General features: G+C 38.9%; 17 protein-coding genes and 2 tRNA genes. 12 read left to right on the forward strand and 7 right to left on the reverse strand.

The genetic code is table 11. From position 1 onward, the window contains the following. Nucleotides 1-99: 99 nt before the first annotated feature. Complete coding sequence (gene folK / locus V3Z67_RS12890) at nt 100-1,239, forward strand: 2-amino-4-hydroxy-6-hydroxymethyldihydropteridine diphosphokinase (protein ID WP_330443694.1); 1,140 nt, start codon at nt 100-102, stop codon at nt 1,237-1,239. On the opposite strand, the gene V3Z67_RS12895 is transcribed toward folK, so the two are convergent. Next, nucleotides 1,228-3,309, reverse strand: coding sequence for an Ig-like domain-containing protein (locus tag V3Z67_RS12895; protein ID WP_330443695.1), 2,082 nt, complete (start codon nt 3,307-3,309; stop codon nt 1,228-1,230). The two genes, folK and V3Z67_RS12895, sit on opposite strands and share 12 nt — an antisense overlap. A 34-nt stretch (nt 3,310-3,343) precedes the next feature. Further along, a complete protein-coding gene (locus V3Z67_RS12900) occupies nt 3,344-3,874 on the reverse strand; it encodes an RNA methyltransferase (protein WP_330443696.1) in 531 nt (176 codons plus the stop codon). Between the two features lie 139 nt (nt 3,875-4,013). Between V3Z67_RS12900 and mutS the strand changes: the two genes are divergently transcribed. The 6 genes from mutS (at nt 4,014) to V3Z67_RS12930 (ending at nt 9,733) form a co-directional block, all read left to right on the forward strand. Then, complete coding sequence (gene mutS / locus V3Z67_RS12905) at nt 4,014-6,620, forward strand: DNA mismatch repair protein MutS (protein WP_330443697.1); 2,607 nt, start codon at nt 4,014-4,016, stop codon at nt 6,618-6,620. Nucleotides 6,621-6,766: 146 nt separating this feature from the next. After that, nucleotides 6,767-6,839: transfer RNA gene (locus tag V3Z67_RS12910), tRNA-Gly, on the forward strand. A 16-nt stretch (nt 6,840-6,855) separates the two neighbouring features. Continuing rightward, nucleotides 6,856-6,941 (forward strand) — tRNA-Leu (locus V3Z67_RS12915). A gap of 275 nt (nt 6,942-7,216) precedes the next feature. Further along, on the forward strand, nt 7,217-8,029 hold the full coding sequence (locus V3Z67_RS12920) for a hypothetical protein (protein ID WP_330443698.1): 813 nt from the start codon (nt 7,217-7,219) through the stop codon (nt 8,027-8,029). Between the two features lie 17 nt (nt 8,030-8,046). Next, complete coding sequence (locus V3Z67_RS12925; protein ID WP_330443699.1) at nt 8,047-8,550, forward strand: TlpA family protein disulfide reductase; 504 nt, start codon at nt 8,047-8,049, stop codon at nt 8,548-8,550. Nucleotides 8,551-8,812: 262 nt separating this feature from the next. Beyond that, nucleotides 8,813-9,733 (forward strand): NPP1 family protein, encoded by a 921-nt coding sequence (locus tag V3Z67_RS12930; RefSeq protein WP_330443700.1) that lies wholly within the window; start codon nt 8,813-8,815, stop codon nt 9,731-9,733. Nucleotides 9,734-10,181: 448 nt separating this feature from the next. Here the strand turns inward: V3Z67_RS12930 and V3Z67_RS12935 are convergent, their stop codons facing one another. Beyond that, complete coding sequence (locus V3Z67_RS12935; protein WP_330443701.1) at nt 10,182-10,406, reverse strand: hypothetical protein; 225 nt, start codon at nt 10,404-10,406, stop codon at nt 10,182-10,184. Nucleotides 10,407-10,636: 230 nt separating this feature from the next. After that, nucleotides 10,637-12,781 carry a S46 family peptidase gene (locus V3Z67_RS12940; protein WP_330443702.1) on the reverse strand — a complete coding sequence of 715 codons (2,145 nt, stop codon included), beginning with the start codon at nt 12,779-12,781 and terminating at the stop codon, nt 10,637-10,639. 120 nt (nt 12,782-12,901) lie between these two features. On the opposite strand from V3Z67_RS12940, the gene V3Z67_RS12945 reads away from it, so the two are divergent. Continuing rightward, nucleotides 12,902-13,474, forward strand: a complete 573-nt coding sequence (locus V3Z67_RS12945) for a Crp/Fnr family transcriptional regulator (protein WP_330443703.1) — start codon at nt 12,902-12,904, stop codon at nt 13,472-13,474. 80 nt (nt 13,475-13,554) lie between these two features. Beyond that, nucleotides 13,555-13,989 carry a carboxymuconolactone decarboxylase family protein gene (locus tag V3Z67_RS12950; RefSeq protein ID WP_330443704.1) on the forward strand — a complete coding sequence of 145 codons (435 nt, stop codon included), beginning with the start codon at nt 13,555-13,557 and terminating at the stop codon, nt 13,987-13,989. A gap of 127 nt (nt 13,990-14,116) precedes the next feature. Here the strand turns inward: V3Z67_RS12950 and V3Z67_RS12955 are convergent, their stop codons facing one another. Beyond that, on the reverse strand, nt 14,117-14,575 hold the full coding sequence (locus tag V3Z67_RS12955; protein ID WP_330443705.1) for a GNAT family N-acetyltransferase: 459 nt from the start codon (nt 14,573-14,575) through the stop codon (nt 14,117-14,119). Further along, nucleotides 14,575-15,804 carry a 3-deoxy-D-manno-octulosonic acid transferase gene (locus V3Z67_RS12960; RefSeq protein WP_330443706.1) on the reverse strand — a complete coding sequence of 410 codons (1,230 nt, stop codon included), beginning with the start codon at nt 15,802-15,804 and terminating at the stop codon, nt 14,575-14,577. Before V3Z67_RS12960 ends, V3Z67_RS12955 begins: the two co-directional genes overlap by 1 nt. 100 nt (nt 15,805-15,904) lie before the next feature. Here V3Z67_RS12960 and V3Z67_RS12965 point away from each other — a divergent pair, with 100 nt between their 5' ends. Genes V3Z67_RS12965 through galE form a run of 3 tightly spaced genes read left to right on the forward strand, consistent with a single transcriptional unit; the run spans nt 15,905 to nt 18,479 of the window. Beyond that, nucleotides 15,905-17,035, forward strand: coding sequence for a DegT/DnrJ/EryC1/StrS family aminotransferase (locus tag V3Z67_RS12965; protein ID WP_330443707.1), 1,131 nt, complete (start codon nt 15,905-15,907; stop codon nt 17,033-17,035). Continuing rightward, on the forward strand, nt 17,035-17,448 hold the full coding sequence (locus V3Z67_RS12970; RefSeq protein WP_330443708.1) for a hypothetical protein: 414 nt from the start codon (nt 17,035-17,037) through the stop codon (nt 17,446-17,448). The genes V3Z67_RS12965 and V3Z67_RS12970 overlap by 1 nt, the downstream gene beginning before the upstream one ends. Before the next feature lie 14 nt (nt 17,449-17,462). After that, the gene (gene galE, locus V3Z67_RS12975) at nt 17,463-18,479 is read left to right on the forward strand and encodes a UDP-glucose 4-epimerase GalE (RefSeq protein ID WP_330443709.1); all 1,017 of its coding nucleotides are present in this window, start codon (nt 17,463-17,465) and stop codon (nt 18,477-18,479) included. 12 nt (nt 18,480-18,491) lie between these two features. On the opposite strand, the gene V3Z67_RS12980 is transcribed toward galE, so the two are convergent. Beyond that, entirely contained in the window at nt 18,492-19,436 is a 945-nt protein-coding gene (locus tag V3Z67_RS12980) for a hypothetical protein (protein WP_330443710.1), read from the reverse strand. Nucleotides 19,437-19,488: the final 52 nt, after the last annotated feature.

The raw sequence follows: 19,488 nt of genomic DNA on the forward strand, positions 1-19,488 counted from the left end.
GTAGAATTTTAAAAAATATTAAAAAGATGTGATGCAAATTTGTTAACACAGGTTTTAAATGTAACTGCCTTTAAAATTGTTTTAGTTACTTTGCAGCCTATGAAATTTCAAAACGAGGCCATATTATCTTTAGGGAGCAACCAGGGCGACAGGCAGCAGCATATAGAGGCATGTATTAATCATATCCATAACCATATCGCTACGGTGGTAAGGGTGTCGGGATTGTATGAAACTCCGCCGTGGGGCTTTGAGAGCGATGATTTTTACAACTGTGCCATTATGGTGCATACCCACAAATCGGCTAAAGTGTTATTAGATGAAATACTGAAAGCTGAAATCGAAGCTGGCAGGATAAGAACCGAAGAGGAAGGTTACAGTGCCCGCTCTATTGATATAGATATTATAGCATTTAATAATGAAGTAATTTCGGAAGCCGACTTAATAGTGCCACATCCAAGAATGCAGGATAGGAATTTTGTATTGTACCCGTTAAAAGATGTAAGCCCATACTGGGAGCATCCGGTGCTTAAAAAAGATATTGATGCTCTTATAGCGCAATCGACTGATGACAGTAACTGTAAGTTGGTTTTACAACTAAGTAACCCTATTAGTGATATTGGGTTTGGCGGAGTGAACTATATGGCTATTGAAGGTAATATAGGAGCAGGGAAAACCTCACTGGCAGGAAGAATTGCCGAGGATTTTAATGCGAAGATTGTACTGGAGCGTTTTGCCGATAATCCGTTTTTGCCTAAGTTCTACAAAGAACCGGCGCGTTATGCCTTTTCTCTTGAAATGTCTTTCCTTGCCGACAGGCACCAACAGCTTTCAGACGATATGTCACAACTGGACTTATTTAGTGATTTTGTGGTGTCTGACTATCATATTTTCAAGTCCCTGATATTTGCCAAAGTTACCCTAACGGAAGATGAATACACGTTATACCAAAAGCTTTTTGATATTATAAATGAGGAAACTCCAAAGCCTGATTTGTATATTTACCTTTACAGAAAAACTGATGCCCTGCTACAACAGATAAAACAACGCGGTAGATCTTACGAACAGGATATTCAGCCAGATTATTTAGCCAGACTTAATAATGGCTATATGGAGTACATAAGACTGCAAAAAGACCTTAATATACTGGTAATTGATGTTGACGAACTCGATTTTGTGAACAATCAGCAGGATTACCTAACAGTACTTAATACCATTAGGCAACATACTTTAGCGGATTAACGCAAAATGTCCTTTTATCTCTGGTTCTGTAGGGTCTAACTGTATTACATACCAATAATCACTTGCCGGAAGGTTGCGCCCGTTATAGGTGCCATCCCAACTACGGTTACGACTGTTTAGCCTTGTGATTATTTTTCCGTAACGGTCAAATATCGTAATGGTAGCATAAGGGTAGTTTGCCATACCTGCTATAGTAAATACATCGTTAACCGAATCGTTATTTGGGGTTATGTATTTAGGAATAAGCAGGACATAAAAGTTTTGAACATCAATACCACATCCGTTTAGTGAACGGGCATATATCACATGCGAACCCGCATTTAGATTGATAAATATGTTGTTAGACTGGTAATGAATTCCGTCAAGGGAATACTCGTAGTTCTCAGGGTCATTTTCAGTCATTACTATTGTAGCATTGGTGGTATTCACAACGACCCTCTCAATATTTGGTGCCGGTAGTGCTGTAACAATAAATGTTTTTGTTGCGGTACAACCTGCTGTATTGGTATATTCAACAGTGTAGGTGCCAGGTTGGTTTACGGTTATCGTGGCTGTTGTTTCTCCGGTAGACCACAGGTAAGCGACATTACTAGCGGAAGCGTCAAGAATAACCTGACTGTTTTCACAAAACACTACTTCTTCATTTTCTTCCGTATCGGGTAATTCGTTTACAGTAACAACAACAGCTTCCCTGTTTTCAGAGCGACATCCGTTGTTTACTGCTTCGGCATAAAAAGTGGTTTCGGTATTTATTTCAGGGCTAGTAACACTGTTGCCTGTAGCAAAGGGAGAACCACCTGTTGAAGTAGTGTACCATTGTACTGTCCCCGCCGAAGGCGTTGCTTCCAGTAATGTGGTGCCCTCGCCACAAATAGGGGTAGGTTGGTTAACCGTTAATGTTGGTATTGGTGTAATTGCTGCTGTAACTGCTGTTCTTGTTGCAGTGGTACAGGTTTCGTTAAATGCAGAGGCATAATAAACCGTTTCTGTACTTAATGAAGGAGTGGTGAAACTGTCGCCTGTAGCAATAGGTATTCCGCCTATTGCTGTGCTGTACCAGTATACGCTTCCATTTTCGGCTTCCGCCTGTAATGTCACACTGCCTTCTCCGCAATTAGTAGCATCAGTAGTGCTTGTAATAATAGGTATAGTAAGTGTTGTACTGGCAGATATTTGTAATACAGGGTCTCCCGGCATGCCTCCATATTCCACTATATAGCCTTTAGGTTCATAATCTCCGGTGCTTCCGTTTACGGGCAAATCGTTCCATGATCCCTGTATTCCTACGCCCGGAGCTGTAATATGAGCATAATCTTCTTCACCCTGATTGTTAGGCTCTCCCGTATTCCAAAAAGCAAAGTTTGGTGTGGAGCCGTTTACGCCTCCGTTCCAAAAGGTAGTTCCGGTCTCGGGGCCTGTTACCCATTTCCAAACACCTTCGGTTTGCGCATCACTTCCGCCTATCCATCCTGTTCCGGTAGCCTGTTCGCCTACCAGTTGGGCTTCCTCTGACGATAGTATGGTTGCAAGGTAGCCCTGTAATCCGTAATAGGTAGTATTTTCGGCAGCATCTCTGGCGGCTGTCCAGCTAATGCCTATTGATGGAATATATTGATAGTAATGATCGGTAGAAGGGAGATAATTAGCCTGACCTATGGTTATGGAAAATGTTCTTGTGCCATTTGGATTGGCTGATGTGTTGTTATAAACCACATTTTGTACGGCAGTGATAAGGCTGCTGTAGGGTACGCTTTGCCCACCTACGCCCTCAATGGTAAGTTTACCCGATGAGGAATTCCAGCTGCTGGTAATATTAGGTATGGTTGTGTTTAGCGAAAGTACATCCTGTCCGTTTACGTAGCCCGATGATATTTGTATGTAAATGGCATTGGTTTCGGTATCATCGGTATCAGTAATGTTAAAAGTGCTGACAATGTTTGCCGGAGTGCCGGGACAATATATTTGGTCGCCGGTGGCTGTAAGTATAGGAGGGTTGTCCTGAGCTTTTGCGATAACGCCAAAAAAACAGGATACAATAAGAACTAAAAATGCGGATTTATGGGACTTCATCCCGTAAAAGTAGCAAAAAAACGTTTTCTGGGTATTAATGTTGTAGTTTTTGGAAGATATCCCATACAACAATACCTGTACTTACCGAAATGTTGAGGGAATGTTTAGTTCCTAATTGCGGAATTTCGATAGTGCCATCGCAAAGTTTTATGGCTTCCTGCGAAACCCCTTTAACTTCGTTGCCAAAAACAAGAGCATACCTTTTATTGGTTTCAGGAGTAAAGTCGTTTAGGAAAACAGCATTATCCACCTGTTCAATAGCCCATACTTCTATATCTTCTTCTTTCAGGGAAGTAATAACATCGGTTACATTTTTCTGATACTCCCAGGCTACGGTATCGGTAGCGCCAAGAGCTGTTTTGTGAATTTCTTTGTGCGGAGGAGTAGCGGTAATACCACACAGGTAAATTTTTTCGATAAGAAAGGCATCGGCAGTACGAAAAACAGACCCAATGTTGTGTAGGCTCCTTATATCATCAAGAATAATAATTACAGGAGTTTTGTCTGCTTTTTTAAAATCTTCAATACTTTTTCTGTTCAGTTCGCTGTTTGCCAGTTTTCTCATCGTTCCGTTTTAATTTCCGTTTGCAAAAGTAATCATATTTATGTGATTTAATTATCCACCATTTGCTAACAGTGTGCCCTAAGTTTTTTGGAATTTGATTAAATTCGCCCTTTAGTTCAATCAGAAAAAAATACTTCCCTTGGCAACAAAAGAGAAAAAAGCGAAAGAGACCCCGTTAATGAAGCAGTATAACAGCATTAAGGTAAAATACCCTGATGCCTGCCTGCTATTTCGTGTGGGTGATTTTTATGAAACTTTTGGAGAAGATGCCATAAGGACTGCAGGTATTTTAGGTATTGTGCTAACTAAACGAGGAAACGGCAGCGAAACCGAAACGGCGCTGGCAGGGTTTCCGCACCACTCGTTAAACACCTATTTGCCTAAATTGGTTAAGGCAGGACTCCGAGTGGCGATTTGCGATCAGTTAGAAGACCCGAAAATGACCAAGACCATCGTTAAAAGAGGGGTGACCGAACTGGTTACACCGGGGGTTTCCATGAACGATGAGGTGCTAAGTGCCAAGTCCAATAACTTTTTGGCATCGGTTTACTTTGGTAAAAAAACATTAGGCGTTTCGTTCCTTGATGTATCTACCGGAGAATTCCTAACCGCTCAGGGTAATGAGGAGTATATCGATAAACTACTGCAAAACTTCAGTCCGAGTGAGGTACTGGTTTCCAAACAGGAGAAAAGTAATTTCAGGCAGGCCTTTGGAGAAGATTATCATACTTTCTTTCTGGAAGATTGGGTGTATAAGGAAGACTACGCTTTTGAAAGCCTTACCGGTCATTTCCAAACCAATTCCCTTAAAGGTTTTGGTATAGAGGAACTGCAGGAAGGTATAATTGCATCGGGTGCGGTATTGTATTACCTTTCTGAAACACAGCATAAAAAAGTGCAGCATATAACCTCCATTCAGCGTATTGCAGAAGATGCTTATGTTTGGATGGATCGCTTTACTATACGTAATCTTGAACTTTATAACAGCACCAACCCTAATGCGGTTACGCTTCTGGATGTTATAGACAGGACACTTTCGCCAATGGGAGGAAGGCTGTTAAAACGATGGTTGGCACTTCCGCTTAAGGATGCCAATAAAATAAGGGCAAGGCACGAGGTAGTAACTTACCTTACTCAAAACAGCGGTGTGCTGGGAGAGATACAACAACAGATAAAACAAATATCCGATCTTGAAAGGCTTATCTCTAAAATAGCAGCAGGTAAAGTGTCGCCAAGGGAGGTAATTTATCTTAAAGATTCCCTTGATGCTATTGTACCTGTAAAGGAGCTTGCGCTTAAAAGTGATAACGAAGCTCTTAAAGCGATAGGTGACAGCCTGCACAGTTGTGACCTGTTAAGGGAGAAAATAAAAACTACGGTACACCCAGAGGCTCCGGTATCCATAAATAAAGGTAATGCCATTGCAACAGGGGTACATCCAGAACTGGATGAGCTTCGCAGTATTGCCTATTCGGGTAAGGAATACCTGGAGGGTATTGAGAAACGTGAGTCTGAACGCACAGGGATAACCTCACTTAAAATAGCCTTTAATAATGTATTTGGTTACTATATAGAGGTACGTAATACGCATAAGGATAAAGTTCCGGCAGAATGGATAAGGAAACAAACTCTTGTAAATGCCGAACGCTATATTACCGAAGAGCTTAAAGAATATGAAGCTAAAATTTTAGGAGCTGAGGAAAAAATACACCAACTGGAAACACAATTGTTTGAACAGCTGGTAGTGTGGATTGCCTCTTATATTAAGCCGGTACAGTTAAACGCCGGGCTGGTAGCACAACTGGACTGCCTGTCGTCGTTCTCACAACTGGCAATGGAAAACAAATATGTTTGTCCTGATATAGATGATAGCCATGATCTTGAAATTAAGGAAGGTCGTCACCCGGTTATCGAAAAACAGCTTCCGGTAGATGTGCCTTACATCACTAACGATGTTTATCTGGACAGAACCTCGCAGCAAATTATAATGATTACGGGGCCCAACATGTCGGGTAAGTCGGCCATACTAAGGCAAACGGCACTTATTGTATTGCTGGCTCAAATGGGGAGTTTTGTTCCGGCTGAAAGTGTTAGGATGGGTGTGGTAGATAAAATATTTACCCGTGTAGGAGCTTCAGACAATATCTCTATGGGAGAATCTACTTTCATGGTAGAGATGAATGAAACGGCCTCTATTCTTAACAATATATCAGACCGAAGCCTTATCCTGCTGGATGAGATTGGTCGAGGTACCAGTACTTATGATGGTATCTCTATAGCATGGGCCATAGCCGAGTTTTTGCACGAGCATCCGGCGCAGCCTAAAACCCTTTTTGCGACCCATTACCATGAGCTAAACGAAATGCAGGATATTTTTGAACGTATTCAAAACTATAACGTCTCGGTAAAAGAGCTTAAGGATAATGTGCTTTTCATTCGTAAACTGGTAAAAGGAGGTAGTGCCCATAGTTTTGGTATACATGTGGCTAAAATGGCGGGTATGCCACAAACGGTTATCCAAAAAGCACAAAAGCTGCTTAAAAAACTGGAGAAAGACCATTCGGGTGAAGCACTGTCCAGTGGTAAAGCCGCTAATGACGACGAACTGCAATTGAGTTTCTTTAATCTTGATGATCCGTTACTGGAGGAAATAAAAGAGGAAATTGTTAATCTCGATATTAATACACTGACTCCTGTAGAAGCGCTAATGAAGCTGAATGAGATTAAGCGAATGCTGGTGAAATAAAACCTTTAAAAAAGTTTTAATTTTAAAATTAACGTTATCAACAGGTTATATTTTTTGATTAATTTTTTTTAGAAAAACGCTTGCAGAATTGAATAAATGTGCTACATTTGCACCGCAATACAGCAATAAACAGCGATTGTAAGAATGCGAAAATAGCTCAGCTGGTAGAGCGCAACCTTGCCAAGGTTGAGGTCGCGGGTTCGAACCCCGTTTTTCGCTCAAATACTACCAAAATGCTCGAGTGGTGGAATTGGTAGACACGCTGGACTTAAAATCCAGTGGGTAGTAATGCCCGTGCGGGTTCAAGTCCCGCCTTGAGTACTATAAAGCCTGAACAGAAGTTCAGGCTTTTTTTGTTTGCCATATTTTGAGATAAAATAGGTAAAAGTGATGTTTTTTTGTGTTTATGGTACAGGTTTTGTTGTATTATTGCAAGCCAAACAATCACACCTTATGAAGTACTTATTTTGCCAACCGGCATTTTACTGCGTAATCCCTAGGCTTATTCCTGCTCTTATGCAGATAGTTTTCAAAATACCCGAAAACAATACTTTCAATTTACATTATCGACATTGCTAACCATTTAAACCAAAACTATGAATAGAAAATATTTATGTTTCCTATCGGGCTTTGTAATGGCCTTATTGACTTCATTTACGGCTAATGCCCAATCACAGCTTTCAAAAACAGATTCGGCTGAGGTAATTAAAAAAGTGCTTGAATCATCTGAGAAAGTTAATACTGTGGTCTATAAAATAGATCATAAAAAGAAGGGACTTTCAGAAAAAGATACTACTTATACCACTGCTATATGTTCATTGTATATTGCTCCTAAAGACAGATTGAAAGCCTACCATATTGTGGATAAAGAATATGCTTCATCATACGGTAAAGGTTTTGCGCATATGAGATATGATGGTAAAAGGGCATTTTATTTAAGTAAGTTGATAGATTCTCTTGATGTTTACAGAGAGTCTTATATAGTTAAAGGTAAGAGAAGATTAGAGCAAATAGTGCATAATTATAATTTCCTGTTGTTGGGAGAACATTTTGCATTAAGGAAACCTTCCGGTAAAGGTGATTCGCAGGCTCTAAATGTTTTGATAACAGAAGAAGTGATTAATAATAAAGCGGTTTACTGTATTACAGTTAAATTTGAGGATAATGAAGATGCTAGGAATAGGGTTGAAAAGTTTTATATAGGTAAATCAGATTACCTGCCTGCGGGCGGTTCATCTTTTTGGCAGTGGGAGAACATGGAGGAGTATGAGTATTATGAATTTGAATACCTCTCGATAAACCCTGAAATTTCTCGAGAGGAATTTAAAGTTGATAAAGATCAGACTGTCAACTTAGCAGAACGATACAAAGTGTTTAAAGAGAAAATTAATAAGGTGTCAATAAACTAATTCTAATTTAAATAACGATGAGAAGAAAAGTTTCTTTTACAATTATATTGAGTCTTTTTTTTACTGTATTTGGCCTCTTTACTGTTAGTGCTCAAACAAAAAAAGATATAAAACACATCCCTGATTTGGAGTTAAAACTTAATAATGGGGAAACAGTTAAGCTTAAGGGGCTAAAAGGTAAGGTAGTATTACTTGATTTTTGGTACAGGACCTGTAAATATTGTGTTAAGTCTATACCCGGATTAATTGAGCTACAGGGTGAATTTAAAGATGATTTGGTTGTTATTGGGGTTAATCATATTGATGATCAGCAAGATGTAACTGAATATATCGAATATAAAAAGATGAATTATTTATCTACTTACAGAACTGGTGAAAACATTTATGAAGGCTTAGGTGTAAGTTTGTTTCCTACGGTTATTCTTTACGATAAAGATGGTAATTTGATTAAAGTGAAATCAGGATATACTGAGGGAGGAATAGATTCTCTGCGAAAAGCAATAAAAAAAGCTTTAAAGTAATATCTATATAATAAAAAGCCCCGCTACAGCGGGGCTTTTGTTTTACCCGTAATTAAATTTCGGCGTTCTTATCAAGGTGATTATAGGATTTAGTAATTAAAAATATTTGTCTACTTAACTTAATGGTAATGATTTATAAATATTTAGCAGACACTTAGTTAATTTTAGATGCTGTTATTTGCAGTGTCGTGGTAAAAATCTTCTTTATAAAATATTGAATCAGATTATAAATCTGAAACCAACTAAAAAATTTTTTATAAAGATGAAAACCAATTTTCTAAGAGTACTGATCGTAGCGTTCAGTGCAATTGTTTTTGTTAAATGTTCCACTCCGGAAACAGAAGAAACCAACACAGTAGCCTTTAATACAAAAGTTACTAATGTTCATCCGTTTTTAAACTGTAATTGTAGCGAGAGTGTTACAAAAGTAAGTGGTAGTACTGCTGCTAACTGGGCGAGCCAGTTTGCTCCGCTTGTTAAATTTGACCGTGCGGCACCTGATTATCCTGCTTCTGTAGAGGCGGTATGGTCTAGTTCTTCCAATGCAGGTAAAGTGTGTGAAGGTCAGCTTGCACTTACAGATGCAACAGCACCTACAGTGCCTATTTTTCCTACTTATTATGATGTGCAGGAGCACCCGTCTGATTCTGATAAGATTTTTATCGAATACTGGTTTACTTACAAACGCCAGGAGCCTTGTGCAATAGGGCAGGGAGGTCACGATTATGACTGGGAGCATATTGTGCTACAGGTTAAAAAATCGACTCAAAAAATAATTACTGTTACTTATTTTCAGCACGGTGGCTGGTATACTAAAGACTGGAGAAATGTATCTACAGGTACCAGGGTAGTTGCTTATGTGGGTAAAAAAGCACATGGTATGTACCATAACTCACGTTCTTCAAGCTTCTTTGGTTACGAGTGTACTTACTATGGTGATTACAGAAACCCTGCTGATGCAGGTGACGAATATGGTACCTGGAATGATTTGGTAGCTATGTCTTGCGAAAAAACCGAGTTTAACTTTAGCGGTACATGGGGAGCTTCCGGTAAAGGGCCTCTTTTCCGTACACGTGACTTCTGGAATTTTGCTGCCTGTAAGGGTACTGACGGACTTTTTGGTGCCGATGGCTGCAGTCAGTGTGACTTTGGTAACAATGTTATTATAGGAAGCATTAACTAACAAACTATAAGGATTTATACCACGACCTGATTCAGTATTTTATAAAGAAAAGCATAAGACTGTCTTCATAACGAAGGCAGTTTTTTTATGTGCTAGTTTTACTGAAAGGTTATGTTTAGAAGGTTAAAGAACAGTAATCCTGATTTAACAATTTGGTAACCTTTTTAAATGGTATTTTTTAAGGGATGGGGGTACTTAATGTCAACAGGTTAAAGGAGGTTTTATCCGCGACATTCCCTTTTTTGCCATTATAAAATAAACTGAAAAGACTAAAAATATATTGCCAAATCCGGTTGTGATTTTGGCCTGTTGCAGCAGGTTACAATACTAAGCATAGCCGGACTGTAGCAAGTAAAGTATCAAATTTTGATTTTGATGTGTTTGTTAGGTTTACTAAAATGAAAAGCCCCGCAGTTGCGGGGCTTTTATGCTTTTACTTACTAAAATCTTAGTGAGCAGCTTCTTCAGCGTGAGCTTCTTCAGTGTGAACTTCTTCTGCAGCAGGAGCAGTATCGTTAGCAACTTCAGCAGCTGGCTCTTCTGTAACTACTTCTTCAGCAGCTGGAGCTTCTACTTCAGTTTGAGCTTCTGTACCTTCTTCTTTTGCAGTTTCTTTACAAGAAACGAAAGAGATCATAGCCATAACAGCTAGACTTAAAACAACTTTTTTCATCTTACTAAATTATAAAGGTTAATTATTAATTCGAAGCAAAGATATAAATTTTTTGACATCACAAAATAAATAGTGCTAAAATTTTTAAAAATCTTTTATGCTTGAAATTCAGGCTTTTAAATACATCGTTTTCGGCATAAACACAGGGGTTTTGTTGCCGTGTTCTTAAAAAGATTCTTAAAGATGTTTTTTAACCGTTCACTTTGTTTTTGTAAGGTTAACCCGAACCCTTATTTTTTTCTTTTATTTACAATTTCCATCTCGTCAATAAGGCGGGTACAACCTGCATATTTATCTATAATAAACAGTACATAACGCATGTCTACCATTATATTTCGGCAAATAGAAGGGTCGTAATAAATATCACTCATAGTACCTTCCCAAACGCGGTCAAAGTTTAACCCGATAAGGTTCCCTTTAGCGTCGATGGCAGGACTACCCGAGTTACCTCCTGTAGTGTGGTTTGTACCTATAAAACATACCGGCATTTTTCCGTTCTCATCATACTGCCCGAAATCCTTTTTGTTGTAAAGCTCGATAAGTTTTTGCGGAACATCAAACTCGTAATCACCCGGTACATATTTTTCCATAACACCGTCAAGGTAAGTTACAGGTTCGTAGTAAACAGCATCTCTTGGAGAGTACCCTTTAACCTTACCATAGGTTACTCTTAGTGTGCTGTTAGCATCAGGGAAAATACGGGCATCTTTAGGGCTAAGTTCTAAAATACCTTTCATATAGGTACGTTGTAATGCTTCTATCTCTAAGTTTATCTGCTCGTATTTAGGGTTTACATTGGCAATGAAAGAGTCTGATATGGCTTTTACAAGCTGGAAGCCTTTATCATTGTTCAGCTTTTCCATAACCTCTTTAGCGTCGCCGCTTAAAAGTTCTTTAACACCATCGTAACTGGTAAGTTTTGATTCGCCGTAAATGTTTTTGGTTAAAAGCTTATAATCGGCATTAATAAGTCCGGACGGTAAGAACTGTTTAGGTGATTTTGTAGCATATAATTCGATAAGCTTTTCAAATACCTTTTCGTCTACGTTTTTATTAAAGTCTTTGTAAGTTCCTTCAAGGGCAGCAAGGGTATTACCTTTACGGTCGTTAAACGACTGTTCTCCTCTCATATTATATACCTGCTCTAACTGATATAACCTGAAACCTACAGTTAGCAGTTCGGTATTTCTTAATACAACCTCAAGGAAGTAATCCCTGCTAAGAGCATAAGGTGCAATTTCGTTATATTTTGACTCAAAGTCGTTAAACAGATTACCGTACTCATTTTGTTTTCCGGTTTTGTTAGCCTGTTGTATAAAGTTTTTCTCGTAAGCTTTTTTAGCAGCTACGGCATTGGTTTTTTCAAGACCCTGAGATTCGCCTATCCATTTTTTCCAGTAGTTGGCAATACGGGCATATTTTGCTGCATATTGTATTTTTATGGCAGGATCCCTTCTCATAAAGCTATCAGTCACTTTTAGGGCTTCGTCCCTTATTTCGATTTTTGCAGGGTTAAGGCTGCTTAAAATCTGCTCTACGGCAACCGAAGGAAGATATTCTGTAGTTCTTCCCGGATAACCGAAAACAAGTGTAAAGTCGTCTTCCTGAATTCCTCCTATAGATACAGGGAAGTAGTGCTTAGGTTTGTATGGTACATTATCTTTAGAATAGGGAGCCGGACGGTTGTTTTTATCGGCATATATTCTAAACATAGAGAAGTCTCCTGTATGTCTTGGCCATACCCAGTTATCAGTGTCAGAACCAAATTTACCTATTGATGACGGAGGTGCACCCACAAGGCGAACATCGGTATACGATTCTACTACAAAAAGCATGTACTGGTTACCTTCATAAAAAGTACGCACCCTGTTTTCCTGCCAGCTCTCTTTAGGCGAATTTTTAGTTACGTTAGCTATATTTTCCTGAATTTTTTTCTGCTTTGCTTGTTCGTCGGTAATGGTAGATGTTCCGTTTAGAATCTGTGTGGTCACATCTTCTATTTTTACTATAAAGGTAACCTCAAGATCCGGGTTTGGAAGTTCGTCTTCCAGTGTCATAGCCCAAAAACCATCGGTAAGGTAATCATGCTCTACGGTAGAGTGAGCCTGTATTTCGCCATAACCACAGTGGTGGTTGGTTAATAACAGTCCGTTTGGTGATATAACTTCCGATGTACATCCTCCGTTAAACTGAGGTACGGCATCTTTAAGGCTGGAATGGTTTACATCATAAATGTCTGAAGCCGACATTTTCATGCCCAGGCTTTTCATTTCTTTCTCGTTCATTCCTTTAAGCAGGGACGGTATCCACATGCCTCCCTGTTGTGCATAGGCAGGGATTACCAGTAAAAGGACAAGCAGTCGTAAAAATTTCATAGTGTTTCTTAAAAAAGTTTAGTGGACGCAAGTTACAATTTTTGAAACAAAATAGCATTATTGGTGTTTTTGTTTGCTATATGTGTTATATCTTTCGGTATTATTGGTAATCTGTTAAAAATGTTCGATAAAATAATTACCCATGTAAAACGGTTTGTACTCCTCTCGCCAAAGGAGGAAAAGATGTTGTGCTCTTACCTGAAAATAGAGGAGTATGCTAAAAAGAAACATCTGCTGGAACAGGGCGAAATATGTACAGGCAAGTATTTTGTAAACAGCGGCGTGGTGCGAATGTATACTCTTAATGAGAAGGGAGTGGAGCAGGTAATTCATTTTGCTATAGAGGGATGGTGGATTACTGATTATTTTACCTTTAATACTAATATGCCTACCCAATGTAGTATACAGGCTGTAGAGCCTGCCCAAATTATAGTTATAGATGCAGCAGAGCAGGAAGAGCTTTTAAAGGAGCTTCCGCAAATGGAAAGGTACTTCAGGCTGGTGCTGGAAAAAGCTTATGCTGCCTCTCTTATGCGTACCCATTATATGTTTAACTTTTCGGCAGAAGAACGCTACAGGCATTTTTCGGAGCACTATCCCGAATTTGTGCAGCGGGTTCCGCAATACCTTGTGGCATCTTACCTTGGTTTTACGCCCGAATTTTTAAGTATGCTAAGGGCAAAAAAGGGGTAAATATGTTTTCTTAAACTACTTTAAGTTTTTTGTAACGGCTGTATAGGAACTTTGTCTTAACAAATTAAAATACAGTTATTATGAAAACAAGAATGAATTTAGGAGTTGTAGCGCCCGATGCCTACAAAGCCATGTTTGGGTTGGAAAAATACATTAACGGTAGTGAACTTACTCAAGCTCATAAACACCTTATTAAGATAAGAGCTTCACAAATAAACGGCTGTGCGTTTTGTATTAATATGCATACCGAAGAAGCGAGGAATGACGGGGAAACCGAAAAACGTATTTATGCACTTAATGCATGGTGGGATACCAATTACTTTACTCCTGAAGAAAGAGCGTTGCTTGCCCTTACCGAAGAGGTTACAAACATAACAGGGCGTGTTAGCGATAGTACTTATGAAGATGCTGTGAATCTTTTAGGGGAGAAATATATTGCTGTAGCTATCATTGCAATAGTAGTTATTAACGGCTGGAACCGCATGTCTGTCTCTACGCACTTAATGCCGGAATAAATTTTATTATAAAGCTATAAAAGTAGTTTCAGGGTATATGTCATTTCGACGAAAGGAGAAATCTCTTATTATAAAACATTGAGATTTTTCGACTTCACTTCGTTACACTCAAAATGACAAACTGAAACTATTTTTTATTTTTTACGGTAAGCTTCATCAGCTTGCGGTTGTGTATGGTGAAATCTTTAGAGAGATATAGTTTTTGGGCTATGGTATTGTGTCCTTCTACTTCAAGGTAAATTACGTTTATGGCAAGGTTAAGCGCCTGTTCGTGTATAAAATCTACCGTTTGTTTGCCTATGCTTTTACCACGCCCTGCGGGTGCTATGTATAGTTCGTCCAGAAATGCAATGCGGCCTTTGTATTCAAAACTGAAAATAAAGGTGAGAATTACATACCCGAGAACCTCATCATTATTTAAAATAAGCCAGCTTCTGCCCAGTTCTTCATTGTCTATAAACTCCTTTAGGAGTGATTTGGAAACAAAAGAATCTATAGGATAATTATCTATGGCATAAAAATCCTGCATCATGGCAACAGTACGGTCAATATCGGTAACCCTTACGGGTTTGAAGGTAATGGGCATTAGTTAGAAATGTTACTCATAATACGTTTTACCGCTCCGCGGTTCATGGAAACGAAAGTGTCTGCAATATGGCCTTTTTCGTGCCTGTAGTCATCATCATATACAAGGGATGAAAGCGTTTCTTCCATCTCTGTTTTGTCCTTCACGGCAATGCATCCGCCCATGTGTGTCATGGCAATTGCCTCGGGGAACTTACTGTGGTTAGGGCCTATCACGATTGGGATGCCAAAAGCGGCAGGTTCCAGTATATTGTGCAGTCCCGAAGTCCCGAACCCTCCACCTACATAAGCCAGGTCGGCATAGCTGTATACTTTACTTAATATGCCTATGGTGTCAATAATAAAAACATCATATTCGGCAAGATTTTTACCTTCCTTTTCAGAGAACAGTACGGTTTTCTTAGTAATACTTTTTTTAAGTTCCTGTATTTGCTCGGTTTTTATGTTGTGTGGAGCTATTATAAATTTAGTGTTATTTGACGAATTAATAAAATCAACAAACATACTTTCGTCTTTTGGCCATGAGCTACCTGCGACCATGGTAATTTTGTTGTTTTTAAACTCCTGTACAAAAGGTAGAGAGTTGTCACGTTCCAGTATTTCGCTAACCCTGTCAAAACGGGTGTCGCCGCTTATCATTACATTATGGAAGCCAGCGCCCTGCAGCAGTTCTTTAGAGCTGTTGTCCTGAACAAAAAAGCGGGTAAAGGTTTGCAGTGCTTTCCTGTAAAAACCTCCATACCATTTAAAGAATACCTGGTCTTTACGCATAAGTCCCGATATAAGATAAGTAGGCGTGTTAGATTTTTTAAGCTCCTTAAGGTAATTGGGCCAAAACTCATACTTAATAAAGAAAGCCATATCGGGATGTACCAGCGTCATGAATTTTTTGGCGTTAGCGGCAGTGTCCAGCGGTAGGTATACTACCACATCGGCAGCTTTGGTGTTTTTACGTATCTCATAGCCCGACGGGGAGAAAAACGTAAGTACAATTTTATGGTCAGGATACTTTTGTTTTATCTTCTCCATAACCGGTAGCCCCTGTTCGTATTCGCCCAGTGATGCCGAATGAAACCAAATGGTTTTATCCTGCGGGTTTATATTTTGTTGCAGAGTATTAAAAACGGTTTTCCTTCCGTTTACAAAAAGCCTGATTTTGTGGCTAAAAAGTGCAACGATTTTTAATAGGAATCCGGCAAGTAGGGTAAGCAGGTTGTACAGAAAAAACATAACAGAAATATTGAGCGGCTAAATTAATACTTTATATTATTTTCATTGGCAGGCAGCCATTAAATTAGTAGTTTTGCTATGGCTTAAATTTAACAGGCAGATGAGAAAATTACAGATGGTTGACCTTAAGAGTCAATACGATAAAATCAAAGATACAGTAAATAATTCCATTCAGGAAGTTTTAGACAATACCGCATATATAAACGGACCTCAGGTACATGAGTTCCAAAAGAATTTAGAAGAATATCTTGGTGTAAAACACGTTATCCCGTGTGCTAACGGTACCGATGCTTTACAAATTGCCATGATGGGCCTTGGGCTTAAACCGGGTGATGAAGTTATCACTGCCGATTTTACTTTTGCCGCTACGGTAGAAGTTATCGCTTTATTGCAGCTAACACCGGTATTGGTAGATGTGGAACCGGATACTTTTAATATTTCTATAGAAGCAATTCGCAATGCAATTACCCCAAGAACAAAGGCCATCGTTCCGGTACACCTTTTTGGTCAGGCTGCTAACATGGAGGCTATTTCGGCAATTGCTAAAGAGCACAACCTGTATGTGATTGAAGATAATGCACAGGCTATAGGAGCAAACTATAAATATGCCGACGGATCTAAAAAGAAAGTTGGTGCTATAAGTGATGTGGCTTCTACTTCTTTCTTTCCGTCAAAAAACCTAGGTTGTTATGGTGACGGTGGTGCTATTTTTACCAATAATGATGAACTGGCACATACAATAAGAGGTATAGTGAACCACGGTATGTATGAGCGTTACCACCATGATGTGGTAGGGGTGAACTCAAGGCTGGATAGTGTACAGGCTGCTGTACTTAATGCTAAGCTTCCGTTACTGGATTCATACAATGAAGCAAGACAGGCTGCTGCCGATAAATACAATGCGGCTTTTGCAGGCCATGCTAATATTGTTACTCCGGTTACAAAAGGAGATAAAGACAGCCATGTATTCCACCAGTATACTTTAAGGATACTTAACGGACAAAGAGATGCTTTAATGAAGCACCTTCAGGAAAAAGGCATTCCTTGTGCAATTTACTATCCTATACCGTTACACAGGCAAAAAGCATACCTTGACGAAAGATATAATGAGGCTGATTTTACCGTGACCAATCAACTGGTTGATGAGGTAATGTCATTACCTATGCATACTGAGCTTGATGACGAGCAAATTAAATTTATAACTGATACGGTATTGGAATTCCTTACTTAATGAATCAGGAAAAAAAGAAAAATAAGACAGCAGCCTTTGTGGCTGTTTTTATGGGGAGTTTTGTTGCCGTTTTGGCAGCCAATATGTTTAGGGATAATCCTGAAAAGAAGCTTGCTGACATGGTAACCGAAATTAATAAGGAGTGCCCGGTTAAGGTAGACAGGATAACTACATTAGATAGTACGGTTTTTGAAAAAGATCCGCTTAGTATTGAATATTACTATACGCTGGATGTTGCTAATAATAAAGTCAATTTAAAAGAGGCCAAAAACAGACTTGAAGTTAATGCCCAAAAGGGAATTGATACTGACAATAGTATGGAAGCTTTTAGAAAACATAATGTAGAGCTTAACTACAATTACAACGACAGGGAGGGCAATAAACTGTTTGATTTTTCGATAAAGCATAAATAACCAATCAATAGAAAATGAAAATACTTGTAACAGGGGGCTTAGGTTTTATAGGTTCACATACTGTTGTAGAGCTGCAAAACGTAGGTTTTGATGTGGTAGTTATAGACGATCTTTCAAACTCATCGTTAGATGTGCTTAACGGTATAGAAGCCATAACCGGAAAGAAGCCTGATTTTGAAAAGATAGACTTGCGTGAAAAACAGGCAGTAAAAGACTTCTTTGTAAAATATACTGATGTTACAGGTGTAATCCATTTTGCAGCTTCAAAAGCTGTTGGTGAAAGTGTGGAGAACCCGTTACTGTATTATGAAAACAATATAGGTTCGCTGGTATACCTTTTACAGGAATTGCAAAAGAAACAGGAGTCTCATTTTATTTTCAGTTCGTCGTGTACTGTTTACGGACAGGCAGAGAAAATGCCTATTACCGAGGAGGCGCCTATACAGGGAGCAATGTCACCTTATGGTAATACCAAGCAAATAGGTGAGGAGATTATTAAGGATGTGGCTAAAGTAAGCGGAATCAACTCTGTGTTGTTACGTTATTTTAATCCGGTTGGGGCGCACCCTTCTGTAAATATAGGAGAACTTCCGCTGGGGGTTCCTTTAAACCTTGTGCCGTTTATTACGCAAACAGCTATAGGTATTAGGGAGCAGCTATCTGTTTTTGGGAGTGATTACCAAACGACCGATGGTACCTGTGTACGTGATTATATCCATGTTGTAGATTTAGCTAAGGCTCACGTAACGGCTTTACAACGCCTTATTGATAAAAAAAATGCCGAAAAGGTAGAAGTGTTTAATCTTGGTACGGGTACAGGAAACTCGGTACTGGAGGTTATTAATGCCTTTGAGAAAGTAAGTGGACAAAAACTAAACTATAAAATAGTAGACCGCAGGGCGGGTGATGTAACCGAAGCCTATGCCGATACTACAAAAGCAAATAACATTTTAGGCTGGAAGGCAGAGCTCTCGCTCGATGATGCACTGGCATCTGCCTGGAAATGGGAACAGAAAGTAAGGGGTAAATAATCCCTTATTTTTTTATATCGGTATTCTCCATAAGAGGTCAAAACTTATAGTGTGCTGGTAAAGTAGTTCTGTTTGTGGGTATATACTAATAAAAGTAGGGTTGTATACAAAGCCTATATTAAAACGCCTGCCTATCCTGTAATAGGTGTTGAAGGATAAGCCAATGCCATGTCCTTTTACGCTTTTATCTTTTTGATTTGTATAATTATCGTCTCCAAAATTGTGATCATATCTGTAAAAAGAGTAACTGAGACCATAACCTAAACTGAAACGATTTAACTGATAATTATCGGTAAGAGTAGAGTAGAGAGATACTAAGGTCTCTACTTCTCCATCATTAATTAAAGGTACAGGGAAAGGAATAGGGAAACTAACAATACCACCTGCACTTAATTTTACATACTTATTTTTTTTGTAGAAATATTCAGCACCAAGAGTAAGTCCAAAAAAACCAGCTCCTTTTTTTATGCCTTCACTTTCAGGCTGAAGAAGGAAAATATTTGCATAAGGGATAGATATGTTAATATTAAAACTGTTTTCCTCGTAAGTAATATGTTTTTTTCGTGAAGATATTATACGTTTCACTTCAGGAAGTGTGTCGTAAATATCCATAAATAGTTCGTCACCATAGTAATATCCTTTTTTGGTAAGTATATCTACCAAGAGGGCTTCGGGATAAAGAACGCCAAACAGAATATTCCCTACACTGCTTTTTGACATTGTTTTAGACTTTACACTATAATCCCTTGTTATGGTGTCATATGTTAGGGTGATCTTTAATGGTTTGTTGCTCCTTGTTACCTCAACATCTGCAGGTAGTTTATAAACGCTGTCATACACTTTTGCCGATGCGTTTTGTGCATTGGTATTTACCCTTAACGGATAAGTTCTGGAATTGGTAATAGTAGCACATGAGGTAAGACATAGCATTAATACAGCTATCAGTAGCTTTTTCATAGAAGGCATTTACTAATAAGATTAGCTATAGTAAAAAAGGTTGCGTGTAAGG

Origin of the sequence: Flavobacterium sp. C4GT6 (assembly GCF_036347315.1) — a bacterium.
Taxonomy (GTDB): domain Bacteria; phylum Bacteroidota; class Bacteroidia; order Flavobacteriales; family Flavobacteriaceae; genus Flavobacterium.